The sequence below is a fragment of the Agrococcus sp. UYP10 genome, assembly GCF_040547205.1.
In the GTDB taxonomy this organism is placed as follows: domain Bacteria; phylum Actinomycetota; class Actinomycetes; order Actinomycetales; family Microbacteriaceae; genus Agrococcus; species Agrococcus jenensis.
Genome location: NZ_JBEPPG010000001.1, coordinates 2,747,230 through 2,773,458, shown reverse-complemented (window position 1 = coordinate 2,773,458; position 26,229 = coordinate 2,747,230). Strand labels below are relative to the sequence as shown.

Here is a 26,229-nt window from a genome sequence, read left to right as displayed (position 1 = left end):
AAGCGACATGGCGCGACTCGGAGAGAGCGGCGACCTGCTCAAGTGCTCGTTCTGCGGCAAGAGCCAGAAGCAGGTGCAGCAGCTGATCGCGGGGCCCGCGGTGTACATCTGCGACGAGTGCGTCGAGCTGTGCAACGAGATCATCGAAGAGCGGATGGCTGAGGCCGGCGAGACGACGGCGCAGGAGGGCTTCACGCTCCCGAAGCCGCGGGAGATCTTCGCGTTCCTCGAGGAGTACGTCGTCGGGCAGCGCAGCGCGAAGCAGTCGCTCGCGGTCGCCGTCTACAACCACTACAAGCGCATCGCCGCGATGCAGCAGCTCGAGTCGGCCGACAAGGCCGGCGACGGCGTCGAGATCCAGAAGTCGAACATCCTCATGGTGGGCCCGACCGGCTGCGGCAAGTCGTACCTCGCCGCCACGCTCGCGCGCCAGCTCAACGTGCCCTTCGCGGTCGCCGACGCCACCGCCCTCACCGAGGCCGGCTACGTGGGCGAGGACGTCGAGAACATCCTGCTGAAGCTCATCCAGGCCGCCGACTACGACGTGAAGCGCGCCGAGACCGGCATCGTCTTCATCGACGAGATCGACAAGGTCGCGCGGAAGGCCGAGAACCCCTCGATCACGCGCGACGTCTCCGGCGAGGGCGTGCAGCAGGCGCTGCTGAAGATCATCGAGGGCACGGTCGCGTCGGTGCCCCCGCAGGGCGGCCGCAAGCACCCGAACTCCGAGTTCATCCAGATCGACACCTCCAACGTGCTGTTCATCGTCGCCGGCGCGTTCGCGGGCCTCGAGGACATCATCGCGAACCGCTCCGGCAAGCGCGGCATCGGCTTCGGCGCCCCGGTGGCGTCGCTCAAGCCCAACCTCGACGTCTTCCAGGACGTGCTGCCCGAGGACCTGCACAAGTACGGCCTCATCCCCGAGTTCATCGGGCGCCTGCCGGTGATCGCGACCGTCTCGCCGCTCGACCAGTCGGCGCTCGTCGAGATCCTCACCGGGCCGCGCAACGCGCTCGTCAAGCAGTACCAGAAGATGTTCGAGATCGACGGCGTGAAGCTCGACTTCGAGGCCGAGGCGCTCGAGGCGATCGCCGACCTCGCGGTCGAGCGGAAGACCGGCGCCCGCGGCCTGCGATCCATCCTCGAGACCGTGCTCGCGCCGGTGATGTTCGAGGTGCCGTCGCGGGACTCCGTCGAGCGCGTCATCGTCACGAAGGAGTCGGTCGCCGGCACCGAGTCGCCGGTGATCCTCACGGCCGACGACATCGAGGAGCTCTCCGCCTGAGCGGATCCGGGCCGCCTCGCCGCCCGGATTGCTCCCAGCGCTGAGGTAAGGCTATCCTTACCTCGTGACCTCCACGGGACCCGGCGCATTGCGCGCCACCGACGTCAGCCTCGCCTACGGCCGCGAGCGCATCGTCCACGACGCATCCATCGCGCTCGAGCCCGGCTCGGTCACGGCGCTGGTCGGCCCGAACGGCAGCGGCAAGTCGACGCTGCTCCGGGGCCTCACCGCGCTGCACCGCCCCACCCACGGCAGCGTCGTCTTCGCCGACGGCGCCAGCGCCTCGGGGCTGGGGGAGCGCGAACTCGCCCGCCGGATCGCGCTGCTCGCCCAGTCGCACCCCGACCCCTCCGGCGTGAGCGTGCGCGAGGTCGTCGCCTACGGCCGCTTCGCGCACCGCGGCCGCTTCCGTGCGGGCGACCCCCAGGGCGCCGACGTCATCGACCGGGCCATGGCCGCGACCGGCATCGCCGAGCTCTCCGACCACCCCGTCTCGCAGCTCTCGGGCGGGCAGCGCCAGCGCGTCTGGCTCGCCACATGCCTCGCGCAGCAGACCGGGATCGTGCTGCTCGACGAGCCCACGACCTACCTCGACATGCGGTACCAGCGCGAGATCCTCGAGATCGTGCGCGACCTCGCCGACGACGGCGTGGCCGTCGGCATCGTGCTCCACGACCTCGAGCAGGCGGCCGAGGTCGCCGACGAGGTCGTGCTGCTCGTGCACGGCCGCATCATCGCCACCGGCACCCCGACGGAGGTGCTGACGGCCGAGCGCCTCAGCGCCGCGTACGAGGTGCCCATCGACGTCGAGCCCCTCGCAGAGGGCTTGCGCATCCGGCCGCAGCGGCTCCGCCGCCGGCTCACCGTGTCCCGCGCCGCGTGACTCGCTCCACATCAGGCCCGAAGGCTCCGCCTCGGGCCGAGGAAGGCTGACCATGTCCCAGCGAATCCTGCCCGCCAGGCCCGTCCTGGCTGGCGTCGCGGTGCTCACCGCGCTCGCCCTCGCCGCGTGCGGCACCACCGAGGCGCCCGCCGAGAGCGCCGCGCCCGGCGCCTCGAGCGAGGCCGTCACGCTGACGGACGCGCGCGGCGTCGAGGTCGAGATCCCCGCCGAGGTCGAGGACGTGGTGGCGCTCGAGTGGGCCGCCGTCGAGCACCTGCAGGTCGCCGGCCTGCCGCCGGTCGGCGTCGCCGACGTCGCGGGCTACACCGACTGGTCGGGCACCGGCGCGCCCCTCGAGGGCGAGCCGACCGACGTCGGCACGCGCATCGAGCCCTCGATCGACGCGATCGCCGGCCTCGCGCCCGACCTCATCGTCACGGTGCTCGGCGCCGACGACGCGGCCTACGCCGACCTCGAGGCGATCGCGCCCGTGCTCGTGCTGCAGGGTGCCGACGCCGCCGACCCGATCGGCACGATGTACGCCGACCTCCGTCTCGTCGGCGAGGCCGTGGGCGGCCAGGACGCCGTCGAGACGGCGATCACCGAGTACGAGGCGCACGTCGAGGAGCTCTCGGCGACCGTCGAGGAGGCGGGCCTCACCGGCACGCCGCTCGCGCACATGGACGGCTACGAGAACGGCGGCCAGGTCGAGATCCGGCCCTACGCCGACGGCGCGCTGCTGCCCGCCGCCTTCGAGTCGATCGGCTTCGTCAACGGCTGGCCGGGCGAGGGCGACGCGCAGTACGGGCTCGGCGTCACCGACGTCGAGGGCCTGACGGCGCTCGAGGAGGGCACGCACATCGTCTACATGACGGTGGGCGAGCGCGACGTCTTCACCCAGCAGCTCGCGTCGAACGCGATCTACACCGACCTGCCGACCGTGCAGGCCGGGAACGTGCACCGGCTGCCCGACGGCATCTGGCTCTTCGGCGGCGTCCAGTCGATGACCGCCTACCTCGACGCGCTCGTCGCGGCGCTCTCGCCCGCCCCGTGACACGCATCCGACCGGGAGGGCTCGCGCTCGGCGCGGCCCTCCTCGTCGGCCTCGTCGCCCTCTCGGGGTGGCACGCCACGCAGGGCACGACGGACCTCGGGCTGCAGGAGCTGCTGGGCTGGCTCGGCGGCGACGCGAGCCACGCGTCCGTGATCGTCGAGAGCCGGCTGCCGCGCATCGCCGCGGCGATCGTCGTCGGGCTCGCGCTCGGCGCGGCCGGCTACGCGATGCAGACCCTCACCGGCAACCCGCTCGCCTCGCCCGACACGCTCGCCGTCAACGGCGGCGCGAGCGCGGCGATCGCGATCGCGGCCGTCGCGGGCATCAGCCTGCCGGGCATCGGCGGCGCCGGCATCGCCTTCGTCGGCGGCCTCATCGCCGCCCTCGCCGTCGTGGCCATCGGCCGCGGGCGCGGGTCGACGACCCAGATGGTGCTCGTCGGCACCGCGCTCGCGCTCGCGCTGCAGTCGGTGACGACCGTCACGATCATCCTCAACGAGCAGGAGACGGCGGGCCTCTACGCGTGGGGCGTCGGACGGCTGTCGCAGAACGGCATCGAGACCGTCGCGCAGCTGCTGCCGATCGTGCTCGTCGGCATCGCGGTGCTGCTCGTGCTCGCCCGCCGGCTCGACGTGCTCGCGCTCGGCGAGGAGGCCGCGACCACGATCGGCGTCGGCGTCGGGCGCCTGCGGCTCGGCACGCTCATCGCCTCGGTCGCGCTCGCCGCGGCCGCGGTGGCGATCGCCGGCCCGATCGGCTTCGTCGGCCTCGCCGCGCCCATCGTGATCCGCATGGTCGCGCGCCGCATCCCGGGCGCCGCCCGCCACGTCGTCGCGATCCCGCTCGCGGCGCTCGCCGGCGCCGTGCTCGTCGTCGGCGCGGATGTGCTGCTGCGCGCAGTGCTGCCCGGCACGGCCTCGCTCGACGTGCCGACCGGCGTCGTGACGAGCCTCGTCGGCGCGGTCTGCATCATCGTGCTCGCCCGCACGATGGCCGGTGCCGCCGAGACCGAGTCGATGTCGGTGCTCGGCGCCCGCACGATCGCGAAGCACGCGTGGGTGCCGATCGTGATCGCGGCGGTCGTGCTCACGGCGATGACCGTCGCGGCCGTGCTGCTGGGCGACCGGCTGCTGCTGCTCGGCGACGTCGTCAACTGGCTCGCCGGTCGCGCCGGCGATGCTGTGCGCGTGACGCTCGACACCCGCACCCCGCGGGTCGCGGCCGCGGTGCTCGCGGGTGTGGCGCTCGCGCTCTCCGGCGCGCTCGTGCAGGCGGTCGCGCGCAACGCGCTCGCGGAGCCCTACCTGCTCGGCGTCGCCGGCGGTGCGGGGCTCGGTGCGGTGAGCATCATCACCCTCGTGCCGGTCGCGACCGGCTGGCTCGTGGCGGGCAGCGCGCTCGCCGGCGGCGCCATCGCCGGTGTGCTCGTGCTCGTGCTGGTCGGCTGGCGCAGGCTCGGCAGCCTCCGGCTCGTGCTCACGGGGCTCGCGCTCTCGGCCGCGACCGCGGCGCTCACGAGCATGCTCATCGTCATCACCGACCCGTGGAACCGCGGCAAGGCGATCGTCTGGCTCTCGGGCTCGACCTACGGCCGCGGCTTCGAGGACGTGATCCCGGTCGCGATCGCCGTGGTGCTGTCGCTGCTCGCGCTCACCTGGATGCACCGCGACCTCGACCTCGCGCAGCTCGACGAGGCCACGCCGAGGCTCCTCGGCGTGCGGCTCACGGCCGTGCAGATCATCGCGCTCGCCATCGCGGTCGTGCTGGCCTCGACGGCGGTCGCCGCGATCGGCGTCGTCGCGTTCGTCGGGCTCGTCGCGCCGCATGCCGCGCGGGCGATCGTCGGCGCGAGGCACCGGGTGCTGCTGCCGCTCGCTGCGCTGCTGGGTGGATCGCTGACGCTGCTCGCCGACACGCTCGGCCGCACGCTCATCGCGCCGGCCCAGCTGCCGGCCGGCATCATGACCGCCCTCGTCGGCATCCCGTACTTCATCTGGCTCGTGCTGCAGGCTGGCCGCTCCCGCTGACGCGGCCGCTGACACGCCCTGCGAGTCAGCGGCCGCGCCGGTCGGAAGCGCCGGTCAGGCCGCTGCGTCGAGCCCGCGGCGCTTCAGCAGGTGCGCGAGGTCGGCGTCCTGGCCGCGGAAGTCGCGGAACGCCTCGAGCGGGTCCTTCGAGCCGCCGACGCCGAGCAGCCGCTCGCGGAAGCGCTGCCCGGCCTCCCGGATCGACGGCTGCGCCTTGAACCATTCGACCGTGTCGGCGTCCATGACCTCCGACCAGATGTACGAGTAGTAGCCGGCGGAGTAGCCGCCCGAGAAGACGTGCTGGAAGTAGCCGGTCGAGTAGCGCGTCGGCACGGTGTCGCTCAGCAGGCCCACCCGCTCGAGGGCGTCGCGCTCGAACGCCGCGACATCCGTCACCTCGTCGCCCGCCGTGCGCGCGTGCCAGGCCTGGTCGAGCAGCGAGGCTGCGAGGTACTCGCTCGTGTCGTGCCCCTGGTTGAACGACTCGGAGGCCTGCAGGCGCTCGATGACGTCGGCGGGGAGCGGCTCGCCCGTCTCGATGTGCTTCGCGTAGTGCTCGACGATGCCGGGCCACAGCATCCACATCTCGTTCACCTGGCTCGGGAACTCGACGAAGTCGCGGAACGTGTTCGTGCCGCCGAACGACGGGTACGTCACCTGGGCGAAGAGCCCGTGGAGCGCGTGCCCGAACTCGTGGAAGAGCGTCGTGGTCTCGTCGAAGGTGAGCAGCGTCGGCGTGCCGGCCGGGGGCTTCGGCACGTTGAGGTTGTTCATCACGACGGTCGGGTGGCCGAGCAGCGCGTTCTGCTGCACGAGCGAGTTCATCCAGGCGCCGCCGCGCTTCGAGTCGCGCGTGTAGAGGTCGAGCAGGTAGAGGCCGACCTCGCTGCCGTCCTCGTTCCGCACCTCGAACACGCGTACCTCGGGGTGGTAGCCGACCAGGTCGGCGCGCTCCTCGAACGTGATGCCGTACACCTGGTTCGCGGCATGGAAGACGCCGTCCCACAGCACGCGCTCGGCCTCGAAGTAGGGGCGGAGGGCCGCGGTGTCGACGTCGAAGCGCGCGGTGCGCTCCTTCTCGGTCCAGTAGTCCCAGTCCCAGGCGGCGAGCTCGTAGGACTCGCCGGATGCGTCGATCTGCGCCTGCAGCGCGGCAGCCTCGGTGGCGGCGTTCGCCGCGGCGGGCGTCGCGAGCCGGGTGAGCATCGACAGCACGCGCTCGGGGTCGCGCGCCGTCTCATCCGCCATGATCGCGTGCGCGTGCGTGGCGAAGCCGAGCAGCGCGGCGCGCTCGGCGCGGAGCGCGGTGAGCTCGAGCACGGTCGCGCGGTTGTCGTGCTCGTTGCCGCGCGTGCCGCGGGCGAGCGACGCCTCCATGATGCGCTGGCGCACGCCCCGGTTCGTGAGCGACGCGAGCCACGGGTGGCCCGAGAAGAGCGGGAGCGTGACGAGGTGCTTGCCCTCGAGGCCGCGGTCGGCGGCGGCCTGCGCGGCCGCCTCGATCTCGCCGGCGGAGAGCCCGTCGAGCTCGGCGGCGTCGTCGATGACCACGGCGAGGTCGTTGGTGTCGGCCTGCAGGTGCTTGTCGAAGCGCGCCGAGAGGGTCGCGAGCTGCTGGTTGAGCTCCTTGAGCCGCTCGCGCGCCTCGGGCTCGAGCCCGGCGCCGGCGACCGTCATCTCGGTGTGCTTGCGCTCGACGAGGTAGCGCTGCTCCTCGGTCCAGGAGGGGTCGGGCGACTCGTGCAGCGCGGCCACGCGGGCGTAGAGGCGCGGGTCGAGCGTGATCGAGTCGGCGTGCGCGGCGAAGCGGGGCGCGTAGCGCTCCTCGAGCTCCTGCAGGAAGGGCGACGAGTCGGTCGAGGTCATGCTGAAGAAGACGTGGGCGACGCGCGAGAGCACCTGGCCGCTGCGCTCGAGCGCCTCGATCGTGTTCGCGAAGGTGGGCTCGTCGTCAGCCTCGACGATCGCGCGCACCTCCTCGGACTGCTCGGCGAACCCGGCCTCGAGCGCCTCCTCGTAGTGCTCGTCGCGGATGTCGGCGAACGGCGGCAGCTGGTAGGGGAGCGTGCTGGGCGAGAGGAAGGGATTGGTCATCCCACCACCCTAGGACGCCCGCCCTTCTCAACGTCGCCAGTGGTCGCTCGGGCCGATATGCCCGGCGAACGACCACTGGCGACGTTGAGAATCAGCGGTCGTAGACTCCGGGCATGGGGCACGCCACCTACTCCCACGGCCACCACGCGAGCGTCGTCGCCGCGCATGCCGCACGCACCGTCGCGAACTCCGCCGCCTACCTCTCGCCGCTGCTCGCGCCGGGGATGCGCGTGCTCGACGTCGGCTGCGGCCCGGGCTCGATCACGATCGACCTCGCCCGGCGGGTGGGGAGCACCGGCCGCGTCGTCGGCATCGACATGAGCGCGGAGGTCGTCGAGACGGCGCGCGCGGCGGCCCAGCAGGCGGGCGTGCCCAACGTGGAGTTCCGCGTCGGCGACGCCTACGACCCCGCGCCGGGCGAGCGCTTCGACGTCGTCCACGCGCACCAGGTGCTGCAGCACCTCGGCGACCCCGTCGCGGCGCTGAGCGCCTGGCGGGCCGTCGGCGACCTCGTCGCGGCCCGCGACGTCATCTACTCCGCGACGACGATCCATCCGCTCTCGCCCGAGCTCGCCCGCTGGCGCGAGCTCATGGTGGCGCTGCAGGGCGCGAACGGCGGCGATGGCGACGCCGGCGCGCGGCTCAAGGCCTGGGCGCGCGCCGCGGGGTTCGGCCGCATCGAGACCGACGTCGAGACGTGGTGCTTCGAGTCGGAGCGCGGACGGGCGTTCTGGGGCGGGCAGTGGCAGGAGCGCGCGCTGCACTCGGCGTTCGCCGACGGCACGGAGCGCCACGGCCTCGCCGACGCGCCGGAGCGCCAGGCGATCGCGGCCGCCTGGGCAGACTGGACGGCGGACGACGACGGCTGGATGGCCATGGTCCACGGCTGGATCCTCGCGAGCGACGGAACCGCCGGGTAGCGTGCAGCCCATGGTCGCGGTCTGGCGTGGAGCTGCGGTCCCGATCCTGCCGGTCGACGACCTCGACCGCTCGGTCGCGTTCTACCGCGGCATCGGCTTCGACGTGGAGATCTCCGCCGAGGGGCGCTACGCGTTCGTGCGGTCGGAGGGGGTGCAGCTGCACGTCTCCGAGACCGGCGGCTTCGACCCCTTCTCGCAGGCCGGCATGGCGTATGTCTTCGTCGACGACGTGGAGGCGGTCCGCGCCGCGCTCGACCTCGACGATGCACTCGCGCTCAGCCACGCCGAGCTGCGGGCGCGGTGGGCGCGGGGCGAGTCGCTCGCTCGAGCGACGCCGATGCAGGACGAGCCGTGGGGGCTGCGGGAGTTCTCGTTCATGGACCCCGACAACAACCTGATCCGCGTCGGCGGTCCGCCGCCCCGCAACTGATCTCTCAACGTCGCCAGTGGTCGCTCGAGGCGCAGAGCGCGACGCGCGACCACCCGCGACGTTGAGAATCGGGTCAGTCGGCGCGGGTGACGAGGACGTCGTCGCCGTCGAGGCGGATGGTGGTGCCGTCGTCGAGCTCGACGACCGGCAGCCCCTCGAGCCACGTGAGCGTCCAGCGCCACGACGAGGTGTCGGCACCCAGCTCGACGAGGGTGCGCTCCTCGTCGTCGATGGCCGCGCGCATCGCGACCGGCACGGTCTGCGGCGCCTCGCCGCCGACCGCCCACCGGGTGCCGATCTGCATCAGGACTCCTCGAGCACGATCTCGCCGACGGCGAGCTGGTCGCCCTCGACGATCGACAGGTCGCGGATGCGTCCCACGGCCTTGAGGTCGACGGCGGCGGCCTCGAGGTGCTCGCGGAGCGCCTCGGGCACGGCGATCACGGCGGAGGCGACGGGCGTCTTCTGGCTCGCCTTCGCATCCGTCTTGGCGCGACGGATGCCGATGAGCGCCTGGCCGACGGCCGAGAGCATGCCGGTCGGGCTGGCATCCGTCATGCCGGGCAGGGCGGCGAGCTCGTCGGCGTCGGGCCATGCGGCGAGGTGGATCGAGCCGTCGTGCGACCACGACCAGACCTCCTCGGTCGCGAACGGCAGGAACGGCGCGAGCAGCCGCAGCTGCACGTCGATCGCCGTGCGGAGCGCCGCGATCGCCGAGGCACGGCCGGCCGCGTCGCCCGAGTAGGCACGCTCCTTGACGAGCTCGAGGTAGTCGTCGCAGAAGGTCCAGAAGAAGGCCTCGGTCGTCTCGAGCGCCTTCGCGTGGTCGTAGCCCTCGAACGCGCGCGTCGAGGCGCGCACGACGGCGGCGAGCTCGGCGAGCATCTCGCGGTCGAGCCGCTCGGTGACCTCGCCCGGCGCGCCCTCCATCGACAGCACGAAGCGCGCCGCGTTGAGCACCTTCATCGCCAGGCGGCGCCCGATCTTGATCATCTTCGGGTTCTGCGGGTCGAGCGTCGCGTCGACGCCGAGGCGCGACGACGCCGCCCAGTAGCGCACGCCGTCGGAGCCGTGGTCCTCGAGCATGCCGAGCGGCGTGACGACGTTGCCCTTCGACTTCGACATCTTCTTGCGGTCGGGGTCGAGGATCCAGCCGGAGAGCGCGGCGTGCTGCCACGGCGCACGCCCGTCCTCGAACATCGAGCGCAGCAGCGTCGAGAAGAGCCAGGTGCGGATGATGTCCTGGCCCTGCGGGCGCAGGTCGAAGGGCGTCAGCTTGTCCCACAGCTCGGAGCCGCGCGCCCAGCCGCCGGCGAGCTGCGGCGTGAGCGACGAGGTCGCCCAGGTGTCCATGATGTCGATCTCGCCGGCGAAGCCGCCGGGCACGCCGCGCTGCGACTCGTCGTAGCCCTCGGGCACGTCGCTCGTCGGGTCGAGCGGCAGCTGGTCGGGCGTCGGCAGCAGCACGCGGTCGAAGTCGCGCTCGCCCTCGTCGTCGAGCGCGTACCAGACGGGGATCGGCACGCCGAAGAATCGCTGGCGCGAGATGAGCCAGTCGCCGTTGAGGCCGTGCACCCAGTTCTCGTAGCGGGTGCGCATGTGCTCGGGGTGCCAGGCGATCTCGCGGCCGAGCTCGACGAGCCGCTCGCGGAGCGCCTCGTCGCGGCCGCCGTTCTTGATGTACCACTGGCGGGTGGAGACGATCTCGAGCGGCTTGTCGCCCTTCTCGTAGAACTTCACCGGGTGCTGGATGGGCTTCGGCTCGCCGATCATGCGGCCGGCGGCCTGCAGCAGCTCGACCATCGCCTTCTTGGCGCTGAACACCGTCTTGCCGGCGAGCTCCGCGTAGGCGGCCTGCGCGGCGTCGCTCGAGAGCGCCTCGGGCGCCTCAGCGGCGAAGCGGCCGTCGAAGCCGATCACCGAGCGGTTCGGCAGCTGCAGCTCGCGCCACCACGTGACATCCGTCACATCACCGAACGTGCAGATCATCGCCACGCCCGTGCCCTTGTCGATCTGCGCGAGCTCGTGCGCCACGAACGGCACCTCGACGCCGAAGACCGGCGTCGTCACCGTCGTGCCGAAGAGGTGCTGGTAGCGGGTGTCGTCCGGATGCGCGACCACGGCGACGCACGACGGCAGCAGCTCGGGGCGCGTCGTGTCGATGCGCAGGTCGCCGTCCTGACTGGTGAAGACGATGGTGTGGTACGCGCCGGGCTGCTCGCGGTCCTCGAGCTCGGCCTGGGCCACGGCGGTGCGGAACGTCACGTCCCAGAGCGTGGGCGCATCCGCCTGGTACGCCTCGCCGCGCTCGAAGTTGCGCAGGAACGCGAGCTGCGAGGTGCGGCGGGCGTCGTCCGAGATGGTGCGGTAGGTCTGCGACCAGTCGATCGAGAGGCCGAGCGTGCGCCACAGGTGCTCGAAGCGCTCCTCGTCCTCCTCGGTGAGGCGCTCGCACAGCTCGATGAAGTTCTTGCGCGAGACGGGCAGCTGGTCGGCGGCCTTCGAGCTCTTGCCCTCGCCGCCCTGCTGCGGGGGCGTGAAGTCGGGGTCGTACGCGAGGGTCGGGTCGACGCGCACGCCGTAGTAGTTCTGCACGCGGCGCTCGGTGGGCAGGCCGTTGTCGTCCCAGCCCATCGGGTAGAAGACGTGCTTGCCGCGCATGCGCTGGAACCGCGCGATGAGGTCGGTGTGCGTGTAGGAGAACACGTGGCCGACGTGGAGCGAGCCGGATGCGGTGGGCGGCGGCGTGTCGATCGAGTAGATCGCGTCGCGGTCGAGCTCGGCGGCATCGAAGCGGTAGGTGCCCGCTGCCTCCCAGTGCTCGCCCCACTTGGCCTCGAGTCCTTCGAGGGCGGGCTTCTCGGGCATCCCCGGCGTGGCGGGCGTCCCGGACGTGGGCATGGCGCTCATGGCGTCTCGCTTTCGATGTGCGCGGCATCGCGTCTGTGCTGCCACCTCGGGACGAGGCCGCGGCTTGATGCCTGGTTGTGCTGGGGAGAGTCTACGGCGGTCAGCGCGCGCTGGACCTGCGCCACTGCAGGAGGGCGGTGACCGCGAGGGCGGCGGCGGCGACGCCGAAGAGCACCTGGCTGAGGATGTCGCGCTGCAGCAGCGCGGCGATCGCGAAGCATGCCGCCGCGACGATCCAGATCCACAGCGGCGCGGGCTTGGGGGAGCGTGCCATGCCGACCACGCTATCGGCCGCGCCGTGCCAGGGTTGCGCCATGGACGTGGTGAAGCGGGCGCGCGCGGGCGCGCCGCACGCGCTCGCGATGGAGGCCGCCGGGCTCGCGTGGCTCGCGGAGGCCGAGGACGTCGGGGGCACGCGGATCGCGCGCGCCCGGTTCGACGGCTCGGCGCTGCACGTCGCCCGGGTGGCGGAGGCTGCGGCGACGCCCGCTCGCGCCGAGGCGCTCGGGCGCAGCCTCGCCGCGCTGCACGGGAGCGGCGCCGGCTGGCACTGCTGCCCGCCGCCCGGAGCGACGGCGCCGTTCGAGGTGGGCTCGTCGCGCACGCTGTTCGCCGCCGAGCCGACGGGCGAGGGCTGGGGCGAGGCGTGGGCGGCCACCTCGGTGCGGCCGATCCTGGAGCGCTGCGTCGCGCTCGGCAGGCTCGACGCCGATGGGGCGCGCGTCGTCGGGCGTGCCGTCGATCGGATGGCCGAGGGCGCGTTCGACGCGCCGCAGCCGGCGGGCGTGCCGCCGGTCGCGCGCATCCACGGCGACCTCTGGAGCGGCAACGTGCTGTGGAGCGACGTCGACACCGGCGCGGTGCTCATCGACCCGCACGCGCAGGGCGGGCACGCCGAGACGGATCTCGCGATGCTCGCGCTCTTCGGGCTCCCGCGCCTCGAGGCGGTGCTCGACGCCTACGACGAGGCGGCCCCGCTCGCCGACGGCTGGCAGGGCCGCATCCCGATGCAGCAGCTGCAGCCGCTGCTCGTGCACACGCTGCTGTTCGGCGGCGGCTACGCGGGGCGGGCGATCGAGGTCGCCCGGACGCTCGGCTGAGCGGGACGCGGATGGGGCTCGCCGTCGCGCGCCAGCGGTGCCAGGCTGGCCGCATGGAGACCTCCGTCAGCAGGCAGAGCGGCCCGGACCGGTTCGTCGTCGAGGCCGACGGCACCGCCGCGGGCTTCGCGCAGTTCCACGACCACGACGGGCATCGCATCTTCTTCCACACGGTCGTGAGCGCCGAGTTCTCGGGTCACGGCCTCGCGAACCTCGTCATCGAGCACGCGCTCACGGCGACGCGCGACGAGGGCCTCCGCATCGTCGCGGTCTGCCCGCTCGTCAAGCAGTACGTCGAGCGGCACGCCGACGAGTGGGGAGCGAGCGTCGACCGCGCGACGCCCGCGATGCTGCAGGCGCTGCCGCCGAAGCTCTGACGCCGGGACCGCGCAGGCGCAGGCTCGAACTCAGGCCGGGACGGGCTGCTCCTCCGCGACGATCGCCTGCGCGGCGTCGGCGTCCTCGTCGCCGAGGCGACGCATCCGGCCGGCCGCGATCGCGCCGACGAGCGTGAGCGCCGAGAGCGCCGCGAGCACGAGCCCCGGGTGCCACCATGCACCGCCGGTCAGGGTGCCGAGCTCGGCCGTGAGGTAGGGGATGAAGCCCGAGAGCACCGCGGCGATCGCGTACGCGAGCGACAGCGCGGAGTAGGCGTGGCGGCCGTGGAAGAGCTCCTGCATCGTGCCGCCGAGCGCGGCCCACGACGCGGTCGGCAGGATGCCGCCGACCACCATGAGCGCGACGAGCACCGCGAAGGTCGCGGAGCCGAGCAGCCAGTAGATCGGGAAGGCGATGAGCAGCGTGCCGACCGCGCCGAGCGCGACGACACGAGCAGAGCCGATGCGCGTCGCGAGCCAGCCGAAGAACGGCACGGTCACGAACTGCAGCAGGCCGCCGATCGTCGCCGCGGCGAGCAGCTGCATCTCGTCGTAGCCGAGCTCCGCGACGCCGTAGCCCATCGTGTAGGTGTTCATGAGCGAGTAGGAGCCGATGCCGAGCAGCGCGACGAGGATCGCGACGCCGAAGGCGGCCGGCTGCGTGCGGACCGCGGCCCACACGGGGTTGCGCTCGCGCGTGCCCTGCGCGGCGATGGCCTTGAAGACGGGCGTCTCGTCGACCGACCAGCGCAGGTAGAGCGAGACGGCGATGAGCGGGATCGCGAGCAGGAACGGGATGCGCCAGCCCCACGCGGCCATCGCCTCGCCGCCGAGGGCGGAGAACATCACGAGCATCAGGCCGCCCGCAGCGACCGAGCCGATGGGGGAGCCGAGCTGCGGGAGCGACGCGAAGAACGGGCGCCGACGGGCATCGGCGTGCTCGGTCGCGAGCAGCACGGCGCCGCCCCACTCGCCGCCGAGCGAGAGCCCCTGCACGACGCGCAGCAGCACGAGCGCGACCCCGCCGAACATCGCCCAGCCCTCGCCCGTCGGCAGCAGGCCCACGAGCCCCGTCGCGACGCCCATGAGGGTGATCGTGATGATGAGCGTGGCGCGGCGGCCGATTCGGTCGCCGAGGTGGCCGAAGAGCACCGCGCCGATCGGCCGGACGACGAAGGCGATGCCGATCGTCGCGAAGGAGGCGAGCAGCGCGCCGGTGGCGCCGAGCGCCGAGAAGAAGAACGGCCCGGCGAAGAACGCCGCGAAGTAGGAGTAGGTGTAGAAGTCGTAGGACTCGAGCGCGGTGCCGACGGTGGCGGCGGCCGCGACCCGGGACGTGGCTGTGCGCGCGGGCGCGGTGGTGGTGCTCACGGTTGCTCCTCAGGCGCGCCGTCCGCGGCGCGGGGTTGTCGTACCGAGTGCAACAATAGCGCCACGAGAGGATTCCCATGACCGCGAAGAAGGGCCCCGGTCGGCCGCGCGCGTCGAGCGCCGCGACGATCCACGAGGCAGCGCTCGAGCTGTTCCTCGAGCACGGCTACGACGCCGTGAGCGTCGACGACATCGCCCGTCGTGCGGGCGTCTCCCGCGGCACCGTCTTCACGTACTGCGACTCGAAGGCTGACGCGCTCTGGGTCGAGCTCGACGCCGCTATCGCGCGCGCCGGCGCGGCGCTCGACGCCGGTGGCTCGGATGCCGTCGGCCGGCTCGTCGCGGCGATCGCACGCGCGGTCGAGCCGTGGAACGCGACCCCGCCGACCGCGCTGCGGGATGCGCGCGCCATGCGCGCCGAGGAGGCGCTGCGCGACGGCGCCCCCGCGCGCCTGCAGCCGCTCGTCGAGCGCGCCGCGCTCGCGCTCGCGCTCGAGCGCGACGCGCTGCCGGAGTCGGTGGATGCCGCGGTCGCCCCGGTCGCGATCGTCGCCGCTGCGTGCGCGGCGCTCGTCGCCTGGGCCGGCACACCAGGCCGTCCTCGAGCGGCCGACGCGATGCGCGCCGCGCTCGAGCCGATCGCCGCGGCGTCACGGTTGGGCAACGATCCGCGCGGCTGATGGGGGACAGCGCCATCGAGGCGCATCATGGTGCTCGTGTGGCGCCCTCCTCGCTCGGTGATGGCCGCCGCCGCCATCGTGGCGGGCGCGGCGCTCGCGGGCTGCGCCCTGCCGGCTGAGCCGCCCCCGGTCGCCGTGGTGTCGCCGCCGCCGATCGTCACGCCGGCGCCCGTCGCGGTCGCGCAGCCTCCTTCGCTCTCCCCGCCGATCGGCGTGCCCGAGCCGCCGGCCCCGACGGTGCGCCACACGCCGCTCCGGCCGAGCGCGACGCCGCCCGAGTCGCGGGAGACGCCGCGGCCTGCGACCCCGACGCCGTCGCGACCGCCGTCGCCCTCACCGACCCCGTCGGCCTCGCCGACGCCCGAACCCACCTCGCTCGTCGCGCTGCTCCCGCGCGCCGCGGCGCTCGCGCCGCTCGAGTGGGCCGACGCGACCGGTTCGCACACGGCCCCCTGGGTCGAGGTGGCGCCGCCCGGCGCCGTCGCGCCCGACGTCGCGCTGCCGCACGTCGCGGCAGCCAGGTCGGCGACCGGCGGCTGCGCGAGCGCCGCCGACGCGGTCGACGGCGAGGCGCTCGAGGCGGCATCCACGACGCTGCACGCCGATCCCGCGCCCGGCGCTCCGATCGACCTCGTGATCGTGCGCTACCCGAGCGAGGCCGCCGCCCAAGCGGCCGTCGCCGCGATCCAGGCGCTCGGCGCGGCCTGCGAGGGGGTCGTGACCCCCGACGGCACGCTCGGCAGCGGTGTCCCGACGCTCGCGGCGGCCGCCGTCCTGTCGGGCGACGGCGCCGCGCTCGTGGTCGATGCTGCCGCGGACGGCGCCATCCTCATCGCGGTCGTCCACGAGGGCGCGCCGACCGAGGCCGTCACCGCGCTCGTGCGGGCGCAGGTCGCGGCCGTGCCCTGAGGCGGGCTCAGACGTCGAGGATGCGGCGCAGCTCCCCGTCGAGCGGCGAGCGCGGCAGCGGCTCCCCGTCGACGCTCGTGACGGCGGCGAGCAGCCGCCCGGACGAGAGCAGCCACGCGCCATCGGCGCCCAGCAGGTCGGCCGGCTCGAGCGCCGCGAACGCCACCTCGAGCCCGGCATCCGGTGCGTCGCGCATCAGGTGCTCGAGCGTGATCGAGGCGAGGATGCCGTCCTGCGACGGCGTCAGGAGCCTCCCGCCGCGGTCGATGACGAGCGTCGACGTCGGTCCCTCGAGCAGCCGGCCGGAGGGCGCGACGAAGACGACGTCGTCGAAGCCGTGCTGCACGGCATGCCGCTTCGCCGCCATGTTGATCGAGTACGACAGGCTCTTCGCGCCGGGCAGCAGCCATGGCATCGCCGCGACCTCGTCGCCGTCGTGGCCGCGCCCCAGCAGCGTGATCGCGATGCCGCGCTCGCGCTCCTCGACCGCTGAGCCCGCGAGCGGCGCCATGAGCGCGAACGCGGTCGGGTCGCCGCCCGACTCCGGACCGCGCGTCAGCACGAGCCGGATGAGCGCCTCCGGGCGGGTGTCGAAGTCCCACGCCGCGACGAGCGCGTCGATCGCCCGCTGGTAGCCCGCCCGGTCGGGCGCGGGCAGCTGCAGGATCTCGGCGGAGCGCTCGAGCCGGTCGAGGTGCGCCTCGCGGTCGCGCACGTGCGGCGCGCCGTCGGCGCCCCGTCGGACGAGGGTCGCGTCGAACACGCCGTCGCCGCGGACCACGCCGAGGTCGTCGGCCCGCACGAGCGGGGAGGTGACGTCGGCGATCGTGCCGTCGAGGAGTGCGAGCAGGGGAGCGGCCATGCGCTCAGCGTAGGGGCGCGATCAGAGGATGCCCGCGCACGGCAGCAGCGCGGCGGGGGCCGCGAACGCCACGGATGCCGACGAGAGCGTCACGACCAGGCTGTCGCGCGTTGCCACCGCCTCGGTCATGTCGACGATGGGCTGGTCGAGCTCGCGGAAGCTCTCGGCGAGCGCGACGCTCGTCGTCTGGGCGATGAACGCGTCGCGCATGACCGGCAGCTCGGCCACCACCGCGTCGGCGGCCGCCCAGTCGGGCTCGCCGTCGGCGGGCACCGCGTCGAGCACCTGCGAGGAGCGGGTGACGATCGCGGCGAGCGCCTGGTCGGCCGCGGCGCACTCCTCGGCCGTCGGCTCGGGCAGCTCGGGCGCCTGCTCGGTCTCAGCCGGCTCCGGGCTCGGCGCCGGCTCGCTCGGCTCGGGCTCGGCCGGCCCCGGCTCGCTCGCCGACGGGGACGGGACGGCGGGCTCGGCGACGGTCGGCACCGGGACCGGCGCGGCCGTCGGCAGCGGCGGCGGCAGGATCACGCAGCCGCTCATCGCCAGCGCGGCGAGCACGACGAGGCCCGCGCGGCGAGCGCGGGCGCCCGTGCCGTAGGCGTTTGTGCCGTTCACGATCACGGGGTGCCCGCGCACAGCTGCTGCAGGTCGGACACCTGCTGGCCGAGCTCGGAGAGCGATGCGCTGACGCGCTCGATCGCGGTCACGTCGCCGGAGCCGAGCGACTCCTGGGCGTCCTGCACGATCGCGTCCCAGCCGGCCTGGATCTGCTCGATGCGCTGCACGAGCTCCGGGTCGGTCACCCGCAGGTGCAGGTCGCCGACCCGGTTCGAGATGTCGCCGACGAGCGCGAGCGCTCCGAAGGGGTCGGTGCCGAGCAGCTCGCCGACGCGCGGCACGTCGGCGGCGATGCCCTGCACATCCGTCATGAGCCGCGCGCACTGCTGCGCCTGCGTCTGCGGCTCGGCGGTCGGCGTCGCCGCGTCTGCCGTCGCCGTGGGACTCGGCGTCGGCGCGCTCGCGCAGCCGCTCACGACGAGGCCGGCGGCGAGGACGAGCGCTGCGGCGGCGGTGCGGATGCGCGTGTCGATCATGGGGCGAGGGTACCGGTGAGGACCATGGGTGCGCCGACTTGCGGATGCTGGGGGATAGCCCCCGCAAGGCTTCTGGACAGCCGCCGTACCGGGCGCTCCCGCCAGTCCTAGCGTGGAGCCATGCAACGAACCGGCACCATCCTCGCGACCGTCGCGCACCTCGCGCTCCTCGGGTCGCTGGGGCTCCCCGTCCTCACCGCGATCGCCGTGCTGACGGCCACCGGCATCGCCACGCTCGTCGTGCTCGTCGGCTTCCTGCTGCTCGCGCTCGCGATGCTGGCGATGCTCGCCGTCGCGTGGTTCGAGCGGGAGCGCATCGCCGGCCTCTACGGCGCACCCGTGCCCGCTGCCGTCTGGCGCGGCTCGCCGCGCACCGACTGGCTGCGGGTGCCGCACCGCCTGCTGCGCATCGTCTCCGACGGCCAGCACTGGCGGGCGCTCCTCAGCTTCTTCCTCGCGAGCATCTTCGGCGCGATCACCCTGCCGCTGCTCGGCCTCGTCGGCATCGGCGTGCCGCTCGCCCTCGCGGGCCTCGGTGCCGCAGAGACGGTCACCGTGCCGCTCACGAGCTTCGCCGTCCCCGTCGAGTGGGCGCCGCTGCTGGGCATCCTCGCCCTCGCGGCCGGCATCGCCGGCACGATCGGCCTCGCCATCGCGCACCGCAACGTCACCCTCGGCCTGCTCGTGCCCGACGACCGCGAGCGGCTCGAGCAGGAGGCGCGCGAGGAGCGCGACCGCCGCCACGGCGCCGTGCGCGCCGCCGACCTCGACCGCACCCGCATCGAGCGTGACCTCCACGACGGCGTGCAGCCGCGGCTCGTCTCGATCGCGATGCAGCTCGGCATGGCCCGCGACCGCATCGAGGCAGACCCGGAGGGCGCGAAGGCCCTCATCGAGGAGGCGCACGCCTCGTCGAAGTCGGCGGTCACCGAGCTCCGGCAGCTCGCCCGCGGCATCCACGTGGCCGTGCTCGACGACCGCGGCCTCGACGCCGCCATCTCGGCGCTCGCCGCCCGCAGCCCCATCCCCGTCGAGGTCGACGCGCGGCTCGACCGCCGCTGCTCCCGCGACGCCGAGACCGCCGTCTACTTCGCGATCGCAGAGGCGATCACGAACGCGCAGAAGCACGCGAGGGCGAGCCGCATCCGGGTCGCCATCCGCACGCGCCAGACGCAGGACGGCGTCGCGACCCTCTGGGCGCGCATCGAGGACGACGGCATCGGCGGCGCCGAGCGCCAGATCGGCGGCGGCATCGACGGCCTCGCGCACCGCGTCGCGGGCGTCGGCGGCACCCTCACCCTCACGAGCCCCGCAGGCGGCCCGACCGCGATCGAGGTGACGGTCCCGTGCGCATCCTGATCTGCGAGGACAGCGTGCTCCTCCGCGAGGGCATCGCCAGGCTCCTCACCGACGCCGGCCACGACGTGGTCGCGCAGCTGCCCGACGCGAGCGCGCTCGAGGCCGCGATCGCGGCCACCGACCCCGACCTCGCCATCCTCGACGTGCGGATGCCGCCGACGCGGACGAACGAGGGCATCCTCGCCGCGATCGGGATCCGCTCGCGCGGCGACCGGCCGAGGGTGCTCGTGCTCTCGCAGTACGTCGAGGAGCGCTACGCCGCCGACCTCATCGCGAGCGGCCCGTCGGGCTTCGGCTACCTGCTGAAGGACCGCGTGGCCGACATCCGCGACTTCCTCAGCGCGGTCGAGCAGGTCGCCGCGGGCGGCACGGTGCTCGACCCGGAGGTGGTGAGCCAGCTGCTCGCCCGCCGCCGGCGCGACGCGCGGATGGAGCGGCTCACGCCGCGCGAGCGACAGGTGCTCGCCCTCATGGCGGAGGGGTCGTCGAACCAGGCGATCGCCGACCGCCTCTACGTCTCGGCCGGCAGCGTCGAGAAGCACATCTCGGCGGTGTTCCAGAAGCTCGAGCTCGAGCCCGAGGACGGCAACCGCCGCGTGCTCGCGGTGCTCGCGCACCTCGACGCGCCGACCGACCACGACTCGCACCGACCGAACGACCAGCCCGGAGGCATCCGATGACCATCCCCACCACCTCCACCCGGCCCGGCCGGTGGATCAGCATCATCCTGATCGTGCTCGGCTCGATCGGCCTCGTCTTCGCCGTCGGCGGCGGCGTCATCCGCGGGGTCGCCGCGCACAGCCCGACGAGCCAGTCGTGGACGGCGTCGGCCGACGGCGTGCAGGCGCTGCGCATCGACAGCGCGGCCGCTGGCTTCGAGGTGCGCTTCGACGACGTCGCCGAGGCCCGGCTCGACGCCTCGACCGACGGCGGCCCCGTGCAGCGGTGGCGCCTCGAGCGCGACGGCGCGACCCTGCGCGTCGACACCGACCGCCGCTGGGGCTGGTGGGGCTTCGGCGGCTGGTTCGGCGGCCGCGGCGGCGAGGAGCACGTCGTGCTGACCCTGCCCGCCGAGCTCGAGCGGGAGGGTCTCGACCTCGCGGCCGACGTCGCCGCCGGCAGCTTCGAGGCCGACGCGACCTGGGGCACGGCGGACGTGAGCCTGAGCGCCGGCAGCATCGACCTCGCCGGCGACGCCGAGTCGCTCGGCCTGCAGGTCTCCGCCGGCGAGGCCCGGCTCGATCTGGCGACCCCCGGCGCTGTCGTGCTCGACGTGAGCGCGGGCCGCATCATCGGCGCCCTCACCGGCGAGCAGCCGACGTCGATCGACGCCGAGGTGAGCGCGGGCAGCATCGAGCTCGGGATCCCCGCGGGCGACTACGCCGTGACGCAGGACGTCTCGGCGGGCGACGCGACGATCGACGTGGATGAGAACGCGGATGCGCGCGCCACGATCGACGTGCAGGTGAGCGCCGGCAGCGTCGCGCTGCGGGGCGAGAGCCGGTAGGATCGGGGCACACGCATCGATCCGGCCATCACCGGGGAGCGGTCGGGAGAACGGCGGCGACGCCCAGTAGATCCGAACGGGGCAGGCCCGTCACAGCCCGAGCACGAAGCGGCGGTCCGCGTGCGGGCCGCAAGCGGGGTGGTACCGCGCGAGAGCGTCCCCGCATCCGATAGTCCGAGGATGCAGGAGACCCAGCGTGACCGAGCAGAGCCGATACCCGCTCACCTCCGAGGCCGGCGCCCAGCGCAGCGTCGCCGCGAGCCCCGACCTGCCGGCGATCGAGCAGGGGATCCTCGCCTTCTGGAAGGGCGACAGCACCTTCAAGGCGTCGCTCGAGCAGCGCCAGGGCTGCGAGGAGTGGGTCTTCTACGACGGCCCGCCGTTCGCGAACGGGCTGCCGCACTACGGCCACCTGCTCACCGGCTACGCGAAGGACGTCTTCCCGCGCTTCCAGACGATGCGCGGCAAGCAGGTGCCGCGGGTGTTCGGCTGGGACACGCACGGCCTGCCGGCCGAGCTCGAGGCGATGAAGCAGCTCGGCATCACCGAGAAGGCCGAGATCGAGGCGATGGGCGTCGACGTCTTCAACGCGCGGGCGAAGGAGTCGGTGCTGCGCTACGTCGACGAGTGGGAGGACTACGTCACCCGCCAAGCGCGCTGGGTCGACTTCGAGGGCGGCTACAAGACCCTCGACATCACCTACATGGAGAGCGTCATCTGGGCGTTCAAGACGCTGCACGACAAGGGCCTCGCATACGAGGGCTACCGCGTGCTGCCGTACTGCTGGCGCGACGAGACGCCGCTGTCGAACCACGAGCTGCGGATGGACGACGACGTCTACCAGGACCGCCAGGACACCACGCTCACCGTGACCTTCCCGCTCGAGGGCGAGGCGGCGGACGCGCTCGGCCTCACCGGCGTCAAGGCGCTCGCCTGGACGACGACGCCGTGGACGCTGCCGACGAACCTCGCGCTCGCGGTCGGCCCCGCGGTCGAGTACTCGGTCGTGCCCGGGGGCCCGCAGGGCACCACCGCCGGAGACGGCGACTTCCTGCTCGCGACCGCGACGATCGCGGGCTACTTCAAGGACCTCGGCTACGACTCCGCGGAGGACGCGGTCGACGCCGCGACGCGCACGCTCGCCGGCGCCGAGCTCGCGGGCGTGCGCTACGCGCCCATCTTCGACTTCTACGCCGATGCCGACGCCTGGGGCACCGAGCACGCCTTCCAGATCCTCGTCGACGACTACGTCGCCACCGGCGAGGGCACCGGCATCGTGCACCAGGCGCCCGCCTACGGCGAGGACGACCAGCGGGTGTCGAACGCCGCGGGCATCCCGACGATCCTCTCGGTCGACGACGGGGGCCGCTTCCTCGACGCGGTCGCGCCGGTCGCCGGCATGCAGGTGTTCGAGGCCAACAAGCCGCTCTCGAAGCTGCTCAAGGACGCCGGCCGCGTGCTGCGCCAGGCCTCCTACGTGCACTCGTACCCGCACTGCTGGCGCTGCCGCAACCCGCTCATCTACAAGGCGGTCTCGAGCTGGTTCGTGCGCGTCACCGAGATCAAGGACGACCTGCTCGCCGCGAACGAGCAGATCAACTGGGTGCCCGAGAACGTCAAGCACGGCCAGTTCGGCAAGTGGCTCGAGGGCGCGCGCGACTGGTCGATCAGCCGCAACCGCTACTGGGGCAGCCCGATCCCGGTCTGGAAGAGCGACGACCCGAACCACCCGCGCGTCGACGTCTACGGCTCGCTCGACGAGCTCGAGCGCGACTTCGGCGTGCGCCCGACCGACCTGCACCGGCCGGCGATCGACGAGCTGACGCGCCCGAACCCCGACGACCCGACGGGCCGCTCGACGATGCGCCGCATCCCCGACGTGCTCGACGTCTGGTTCGACTCCGGCTCCATGCCGTTCGCGCAGTTCCACTACCCGTTCGAGAACGAGCAGTGGTTCGAGGAGCACAGCCCCGCCGACTACATCACCGAGTACATCGGCCAGACGCGCGGCTGGTTCTACGTCATGCACGTGCTCTCGGTCGCGCTCTTCGGCCGCCCGGCGTTCGAGAACGTCATCAGCCACGGCATCATCCTCGGCGACGACGGGTTCAAGGCGTCGAAGTCGCGCCGCAACTACCCGGACGTGAACGAGTCGTTCGACACCTACGGGTCGGATGCGGTGCGGTGGAACCTCATGCAGGGATCGATCCTGCGCGGCGGCAACTTCATCGTGTCGGAGGAGGGCATCCGCGAGGCGCTGCGGCAGTTCCACCTGCCGCTGTGGTCGACCTGGTACTTCTTCGCCACCTACGCCAACCGCGCGCGCGGCGGGCAGCCGTACCTCGCGCAGCGCTCGACGACGTCGACCGACGTGCTCGACCGCTACATCCTCGCGAAGCTGCGCGAGACCGTCGAGACGGCGACCGCCGCCTTCGAGCGCCTCGACGCGACCGGCGCGACGCTCGCGGTGCGCGAGTTCATCGACGTGCTGACCAACTGGTACGTGCGCCGCTCGCGCGACCGCTTCTGGCAGGGCGTGCAGGAGGACGGCTCGGGCTCCGAGGCGTTCGACACGCTCTTCACGGTGCTCGAGACGCTCGCGCGCGTCGCCGCCCCGCTCTCGCCGCTCGTCACCGAGGAGGTCTGGAAGGGCCTCACCGGCGGCCGCTCGGTGCACCTGACGGACTGGCCGGATGCTGCGGACCTCCCGGCGGACGCCGAGCTCGTCGCGCAGATGGACGCGGTGCGCCTGGTGGTCAATGCCGCGCATGCGCGGCGCAAGGAGCATCAGATTCGCGTTCGGCAGCCGCTTCCTCTGCTCGTCGCTTATACGCCGTACGACCTCCGAGGCTTCGAGGCGATTGTCGCCGACGAAGTCAATGTCAAGGAAGTGCAGCTGCTCCAGCACGAAGGGGACTTCACGAAAATCCCCGGGGTCAAGATCGAGCTCGTCGTCATTCCTAGAGAGGCGGCCCCGCGACTCGGCCGTGACTTCCAAGCGGTGCTCTCAGCGGTCAAGCGTGGGGAATGGACGATGGATGGCGAGACCCCGGTCGTGGCTGGGCACCGTTTGCTCCCCAATGAGTTCCAGCGGCTGGTCACCGCGGACTCAGAGGCGAGTGACCGCGTCCTCGCTTCCGTCATGGGAGCGACGATCGTGAAGCTCGACGCGTCGCTTACGCCGGAGCTCGAGGCCGAGGGCCTCGCGCGCGACGTCGTCCGCGCCGTGCAGCAGGCGCGCAAGGAGGCCGGCCTCGACGTCTCCGACCGCATCCGCCTCGGCCTCGGGTCCGACGCCCACGGCGTCGCCGCCCTCGAGGCGAACCGCGCGCTCATCGCCGCCGAGACGCTCTCGACCGAGCTCTCGGTCGAGCGCGTCGACGACACCATGGGCGAGCTGGCCGACGGCCGCACCGCGCACCGCGTGGGCGACGGGTCGCCGCTCGCGATCACGATCGAGAAGGTGACCGCATGACCGACCTCACCGCCGACCAGGGGAGCGACGACCAGGGCAGCATCGACGACCGCATCCTCGAGTCGCTCGAGCACCGCGAGGCGGCCGAGGCCGCCTACCAGGCGCTGCTCGAGCGCGCGGGGGAGCAGGCCGTCGAGCCCCGCATCGAGGCGACCCGCCGCGCCGTCGAGCTGCTCGGCGACCCGCAGCGGGCGTTCCGGATCATCCACATCACCGGCACGAACGGCAAGGGCTCGACCGCGCGGATCGCGGATGCGCTGCTCCGCGCCCACGGCCTGCGCACGGGGCTGCTGACGAGCCCGCACCTCGAGCGCGTCAACGAGCGGATCGCGATCGACGGCGAGCCGGTGAGCGACGAGGCGTTCGCGCGCGGCTACGACGACATCGCGCCGTTCCTCGACCTCGTCGACGCGGAGCTCGCGGCGGCGGGGGAGCGGCGGCTGACGTTCTTCGAGGCCTTCACCGTGCTCGCCTTCGCCATCATGGCGGATGCGCCGGTCGACGTCGCGGTGCTCGAGGTCGGCATGGGCGGCACCTGGGACTCGACGAACGTGGCAGACGGCGACGTCGCGGTCATCACGCCCGTCGCGCTCGACCACACGAACCGGCTCGGCACGACGGTCGAGGCGATCGCGCGCGAGAAGGCCGGCATCATCAAGCCCGACGCGATCGCCGTCTCGGCCGCGCAGGAGCCCGAGGCGCTCGCGGTGCTCGAGGAGCGCGCCGCCGAGGTGGGCGCGCGGCTGCTCGTCGAGGGCCGCGACTTCGCGCTCGCCTCGCAGACCGTCGCGGTCGGCGGGCAGCTCATCACGGTCCGCGGCCTCGCCGCCGAGTACATCGACCAGCTCGTGCCGCTGCTCGGCGCGCACCAGGGCGCGAACGCCGCGCTCGCGCTCGTCGCGGTCGAGGCCTTCCTCGGCGGCGGCTCGCAGCCGCTCACCGCGCAGGTGCTCGCCGAGGGCTTCGCCGCCGCGACCTCGCCCGGCCGCCTCGACGTCGTCGGCGCGCATCCGCTCGTCGTGCTCGACGCCGCCCACAACCCGCACGGCGCCCGCGCGCTGCGCGCGGCGCTCGGCGACGTGTTCGGGCTCGAGAAGGTCACGCTCGTGCTCGGCGTGCTCGTCGGCAAGGACGTCACGGGCGTGCTCACCGAGCTCGAGCCCGTCATCGACGAGCTCGTCGTGACGCAGTCGACGTCGGAGCGCGCGCTGCCCGCCGACGACCTCGCCGCGCAGGCCGTCGCCGTGCTCGGCGCCGACCGCGTGCTCGTCGAGCCGGAGCTCGGCACCGCCGTCGAGGCGGCGCGCGAGGCAGCCGCGGACCGCGACGGCGCCGTGGTCGTCACGGGCTCGATCACGCTGCTCGGCGACGTGCTCGGGCACGCGCGCGAGCAGGGGTGGCTGCGACGCCCGGATGCGCGCCGCCAGGCCGCGACCGTCGAGATCACCGACGAGGAGCAGCCGTGAGCCCGCGGCAGCGCCCGGCGCGCGGCGCGATGGAGTCGCTGCTCCGCATCGTGCACGGGCTGCAGACCGCCGGCATCGCGTTCGGGGCGCTCGCCGTCTGGGGCGTGACGCGCGACTGGCCGGGGCCCCTCGCGTTCGCGGTCGTCGGCGTGCTGCTCATCGCGACGATGCCGCTGCTGCGCCGCCCGTGGGGCTGGATCGTGAGCCTCGTCACGCAGGCCGCGGTCGTCGCGCTCACCTGGTTCGAGCCCGTGTGGGGCGTCGTCGCGATCGTGCTCGTGGGGCTGTGGATCTACTGCTTCGTGAAGGCGCGCCAGATTGAGCGGCAGCGGCGCGCGCAGGGCCTCGACCCCCGGGGTGCCCCGGGCACCTAGCGGCTCCATGGCCGATCTCGACGACGACGGCATCGACGACACCCGCTGCGCCAGC

Annotated in this window: 24 protein-coding genes; 16 read left to right on the top strand and 8 right to left on the bottom strand. The window is 73.4% G+C overall.

All coding sequences use genetic code 11. The annotated features are described in order from the left end of the window. The first annotated feature begins 7 nt into the window (after positions 1–7). The 4 genes from clpX (at position 8) to ABIB37_RS13600 (ending at position 5,249) form a co-directional block, all read left to right on the top strand. A complete protein-coding gene (gene clpX, locus ABIB37_RS13615; RefSeq protein WP_354261244.1) occupies positions 8–1,285 on the top strand; it encodes an ATP-dependent Clp protease ATP-binding subunit ClpX in 1,278 nt (425 codons plus the stop codon). Positions 1,286–1,349: 64 nt separating this feature from the next. Continuing rightward, on the top strand, positions 1,350–2,168 hold the full coding sequence (locus ABIB37_RS13610) for an ABC transporter ATP-binding protein (RefSeq protein WP_354261242.1): 819 nt from the start codon (positions 1,350–1,352) through the stop codon (positions 2,166–2,168). Positions 2,169–2,220: 52 nt separating this feature from the next. Next, complete coding sequence (locus ABIB37_RS13605) at positions 2,221–3,222, top strand: ABC transporter substrate-binding protein (protein WP_354261240.1); 1,002 nt, start codon at positions 2,221–2,223, stop codon at positions 3,220–3,222. Beyond that, positions 3,219–5,249 carry an iron ABC transporter permease gene (locus ABIB37_RS13600; protein WP_354261238.1) on the top strand — a complete coding sequence of 677 codons (2,031 nt, stop codon included), beginning with the start codon at positions 3,219–3,221 and terminating at the stop codon, positions 5,247–5,249. Before ABIB37_RS13605 ends, ABIB37_RS13600 begins: the two co-directional genes overlap by 4 nt. 54 nt (positions 5,250–5,303) lie before the next feature. Here the strand turns inward: ABIB37_RS13600 and ABIB37_RS13595 are convergent, their stop codons facing one another. Beyond that, complete coding sequence (locus ABIB37_RS13595) at positions 5,304–7,343, bottom strand: M3 family metallopeptidase (protein WP_354261236.1); 2,040 nt, start codon at positions 7,341–7,343, stop codon at positions 5,304–5,306. Positions 7,344–7,456: 113 nt separating this feature from the next. Here ABIB37_RS13595 and ABIB37_RS13590 point away from each other — a divergent pair, with 113 nt between their 5' ends. Further along, complete coding sequence (locus ABIB37_RS13590; protein ID WP_354261234.1) at positions 7,457–8,263, top strand: class I SAM-dependent methyltransferase; 807 nt, start codon at positions 7,457–7,459, stop codon at positions 8,261–8,263. A gap of 10 nt (positions 8,264–8,273) precedes the next feature. Next, on the top strand, positions 8,274–8,693 hold the full coding sequence (locus ABIB37_RS13585) for a bleomycin resistance protein (protein WP_354261232.1): 420 nt from the start codon (positions 8,274–8,276) through the stop codon (positions 8,691–8,693). 73 nt (positions 8,694–8,766) lie between these two features. On the opposite strand, the gene ABIB37_RS13580 is transcribed toward ABIB37_RS13585, so the two are convergent. From ABIB37_RS13580 to ABIB37_RS13570, 3 genes are all read right to left on the bottom strand, one after another. After that, positions 8,767–8,997: a hypothetical protein gene (locus ABIB37_RS13580; RefSeq protein WP_123697680.1), complete on the bottom strand. Its 231-nt coding sequence runs from the start codon at positions 8,995–8,997 to the stop codon at positions 8,767–8,769. After that, positions 8,997–11,603: a valine--tRNA ligase gene (gene valS, locus ABIB37_RS13575; RefSeq protein ID WP_354261230.1), complete on the bottom strand. Its 2,607-nt coding sequence runs from the start codon at positions 11,601–11,603 to the stop codon at positions 8,997–8,999. Before valS ends, ABIB37_RS13580 begins: the two co-directional genes overlap by 1 nt. Positions 11,604–11,703: 100 nt before the next feature. Continuing rightward, a complete protein-coding gene (locus tag ABIB37_RS13570) occupies positions 11,704–11,877 on the bottom strand; it encodes a hypothetical protein (RefSeq protein WP_354261228.1) in 174 nt (57 codons plus the stop codon). A gap of 40 nt (positions 11,878–11,917) precedes the next feature. On the opposite strand from ABIB37_RS13570, the gene ABIB37_RS13565 reads away from it, so the two are divergent. Together ABIB37_RS13565 and ABIB37_RS13560 are read left to right on the top strand one after the other, a co-directional pair. Then, positions 11,918–12,703, top strand: a complete 786-nt coding sequence (locus ABIB37_RS13565; RefSeq protein WP_354261226.1) for a fructosamine kinase family protein — start codon at positions 11,918–11,920, stop codon at positions 12,701–12,703. A 53-nt stretch (positions 12,704–12,756) separates the two neighbouring features. After that, a complete protein-coding gene (locus ABIB37_RS13560) occupies positions 12,757–13,080 on the top strand; it encodes a GNAT family N-acetyltransferase (protein WP_354261224.1) in 324 nt (107 codons plus the stop codon). A gap of 30 nt (positions 13,081–13,110) precedes the next feature. On the opposite strand, the gene ABIB37_RS13555 is transcribed toward ABIB37_RS13560, so the two are convergent. Beyond that, positions 13,111–14,451 (bottom strand): MFS transporter, encoded by a 1,341-nt coding sequence (locus tag ABIB37_RS13555; RefSeq protein WP_354261222.1) that lies wholly within the window; start codon positions 14,449–14,451, stop codon positions 13,111–13,113. A gap of 77 nt (positions 14,452–14,528) precedes the next feature. Between ABIB37_RS13555 and ABIB37_RS13550 the strand changes: the two genes are divergently transcribed. Together ABIB37_RS13550 and ABIB37_RS13545 are read left to right on the top strand one after the other, a co-directional pair. Beyond that, positions 14,529–15,131 (top strand): TetR/AcrR family transcriptional regulator, encoded by a 603-nt coding sequence (locus ABIB37_RS13550; protein WP_354261220.1) that lies wholly within the window; start codon positions 14,529–14,531, stop codon positions 15,129–15,131. Between the two features lie 27 nt (positions 15,132–15,158). Further along, on the top strand, positions 15,159–16,040 hold the full coding sequence (locus ABIB37_RS13545) for a hypothetical protein (protein ID WP_354261218.1): 882 nt from the start codon (positions 15,159–15,161) through the stop codon (positions 16,038–16,040). A gap of 7 nt (positions 16,041–16,047) precedes the next feature. Here the strand turns inward: ABIB37_RS13545 and ABIB37_RS13540 are convergent, their stop codons facing one another. The 3 genes from ABIB37_RS13540 to ABIB37_RS13530 are packed head-to-tail and all read right to left on the bottom strand — an operon-like array spanning position 16,048 to position 17,993. After that, positions 16,048–16,902, bottom strand: coding sequence for an aminotransferase class IV (locus tag ABIB37_RS13540; RefSeq protein ID WP_354261216.1), 855 nt, complete (start codon positions 16,900–16,902; stop codon positions 16,048–16,050). A gap of 21 nt (positions 16,903–16,923) precedes the next feature. Next, positions 16,924–17,514 (bottom strand): hypothetical protein, encoded by a 591-nt coding sequence (locus ABIB37_RS13535; RefSeq protein WP_354261214.1) that lies wholly within the window; start codon positions 17,512–17,514, stop codon positions 16,924–16,926. A gap of 2 nt (positions 17,515–17,516) precedes the next feature. Then, a complete protein-coding gene (locus tag ABIB37_RS13530; protein ID WP_354261212.1) occupies positions 17,517–17,993 on the bottom strand; it encodes a hypothetical protein in 477 nt (158 codons plus the stop codon). A 120-nt stretch (positions 17,994–18,113) separates the two neighbouring features. Here ABIB37_RS13530 and ABIB37_RS13525 point away from each other — a divergent pair, with 120 nt between their 5' ends. The 6 genes from ABIB37_RS13525 (at position 18,114) to ABIB37_RS13500 (ending at position 26,174) form a co-directional block, all read left to right on the top strand. Further along, positions 18,114–19,352, top strand: a complete 1,239-nt coding sequence (locus tag ABIB37_RS13525; protein ID WP_354261210.1) for a sensor histidine kinase — start codon at positions 18,114–18,116, stop codon at positions 19,350–19,352. Next, positions 19,340–20,032, top strand: coding sequence for a LuxR C-terminal-related transcriptional regulator (locus ABIB37_RS13520; protein ID WP_354261208.1), 693 nt, complete (start codon positions 19,340–19,342; stop codon positions 20,030–20,032). The genes ABIB37_RS13525 and ABIB37_RS13520 overlap by 13 nt, the downstream gene beginning before the upstream one ends. Further along, on the top strand, positions 20,029–20,859 hold the full coding sequence (locus ABIB37_RS13515; RefSeq protein ID WP_354261206.1) for a DUF4097 family beta strand repeat-containing protein: 831 nt from the start codon (positions 20,029–20,031) through the stop codon (positions 20,857–20,859). Before ABIB37_RS13520 ends, ABIB37_RS13515 begins: the two co-directional genes overlap by 4 nt. A gap of 196 nt (positions 20,860–21,055) precedes the next feature. Continuing rightward, positions 21,056–24,334 (top strand): isoleucine--tRNA ligase, encoded by a 3,279-nt coding sequence (ileS, locus tag ABIB37_RS13510; RefSeq protein ID WP_354261204.1) that lies wholly within the window; start codon positions 21,056–21,058, stop codon positions 24,332–24,334. Then, positions 24,331–25,800, top strand: coding sequence for a bifunctional folylpolyglutamate synthase/dihydrofolate synthase (locus tag ABIB37_RS13505; RefSeq protein WP_354261202.1), 1,470 nt, complete (start codon positions 24,331–24,333; stop codon positions 25,798–25,800). The genes ileS and ABIB37_RS13505 overlap by 4 nt, the downstream gene beginning before the upstream one ends. Further along, positions 25,797–26,174: a M50 family metallopeptidase gene (locus tag ABIB37_RS13500; RefSeq protein ID WP_354261200.1), complete on the top strand. Its 378-nt coding sequence runs from the start codon at positions 25,797–25,799 to the stop codon at positions 26,172–26,174. Before ABIB37_RS13505 ends, ABIB37_RS13500 begins: the two co-directional genes overlap by 4 nt. The last annotated feature ends 55 nt before the right edge of the window (positions 26,175–26,229 follow it).

What these genes read in the sequence shown, in the direction of transcription:
- ABIB37_RS13515 (WP_354261206.1), top strand. Translation starts at nt 20,029, where the DNA reads ATGACCATCCCCACCACCTCCACCCGGCCCGGCCGGTGGATCAGCATC.
- ABIB37_RS13585 (WP_354261232.1), top strand. Translation starts at nt 8,274, where the DNA reads ATGGTCGCGGTCTGGCGTGGAGCTGCGGTCCCGATCCTGCCGGTCGAC.
- ABIB37_RS13550 (WP_354261220.1), top strand. Translation starts at nt 14,529, where the DNA reads ATGACCGCGAAGAAGGGCCCCGGTCGGCCGCGCGCGTCGAGCGCCGCG.
- ABIB37_RS13505 (WP_354261202.1), top strand. Translation starts at nt 24,331, where the DNA reads ATGACCGACCTCACCGCCGACCAGGGGAGCGACGACCAGGGCAGCATC.
- ABIB37_RS13540 (WP_354261216.1), bottom strand. Translation starts at nt 16,902, where the DNA reads ATGGCCGCTCCCCTGCTCGCACTCCTCGACGGCACGATCGCCGACGTC.
- ABIB37_RS13570 (WP_354261228.1), bottom strand. Translation starts at nt 11,877, where the DNA reads ATGGCACGCTCCCCCAAGCCCGCGCCGCTGTGGATCTGGATCGTCGCG.
- ABIB37_RS13580 (WP_123697680.1), bottom strand. Translation starts at nt 8,997, where the DNA reads ATGCAGATCGGCACCCGGTGGGCGGTCGGCGGCGAGGCGCCGCAGACC.
- ABIB37_RS13525 (WP_354261210.1), top strand. Translation starts at nt 18,114, where the DNA reads ATGCAACGAACCGGCACCATCCTCGCGACCGTCGCGCACCTCGCGCTC.
- ABIB37_RS13565 (WP_354261226.1), top strand. Translation starts at nt 11,918, where the DNA reads ATGGACGTGGTGAAGCGGGCGCGCGCGGGCGCGCCGCACGCGCTCGCG.
- ABIB37_RS13545 (WP_354261218.1), top strand. Translation starts at nt 15,159, where the DNA reads ATGGTGCTCGTGTGGCGCCCTCCTCGCTCGGTGATGGCCGCCGCCGCC.
- ABIB37_RS13530 (WP_354261212.1), bottom strand. Translation starts at nt 17,993, where the DNA reads ATGATCGACACGCGCATCCGCACCGCCGCCGCAGCGCTCGTCCTCGCC.
- ABIB37_RS13595 (WP_354261236.1), bottom strand. Translation starts at nt 7,343, where the DNA reads ATGACCAATCCCTTCCTCTCGCCCAGCACGCTCCCCTACCAGCTGCCG.
- ABIB37_RS13590 (WP_354261234.1), top strand. Translation starts at nt 7,457, where the DNA reads ATGGGGCACGCCACCTACTCCCACGGCCACCACGCGAGCGTCGTCGCC.
- valS (WP_354261230.1), bottom strand. Translation starts at nt 11,603, where the DNA reads ATGAGCGCCATGCCCACGTCCGGGACGCCCGCCACGCCGGGGATGCCC.
- clpX (WP_354261244.1), top strand. Translation starts at nt 8, where the DNA reads ATGGCGCGACTCGGAGAGAGCGGCGACCTGCTCAAGTGCTCGTTCTGC.
- ABIB37_RS13560 (WP_354261224.1), top strand. Translation starts at nt 12,757, where the DNA reads ATGGAGACCTCCGTCAGCAGGCAGAGCGGCCCGGACCGGTTCGTCGTC.
- ABIB37_RS13605 (WP_354261240.1), top strand. Translation starts at nt 2,221, where the DNA reads ATGTCCCAGCGAATCCTGCCCGCCAGGCCCGTCCTGGCTGGCGTCGCG.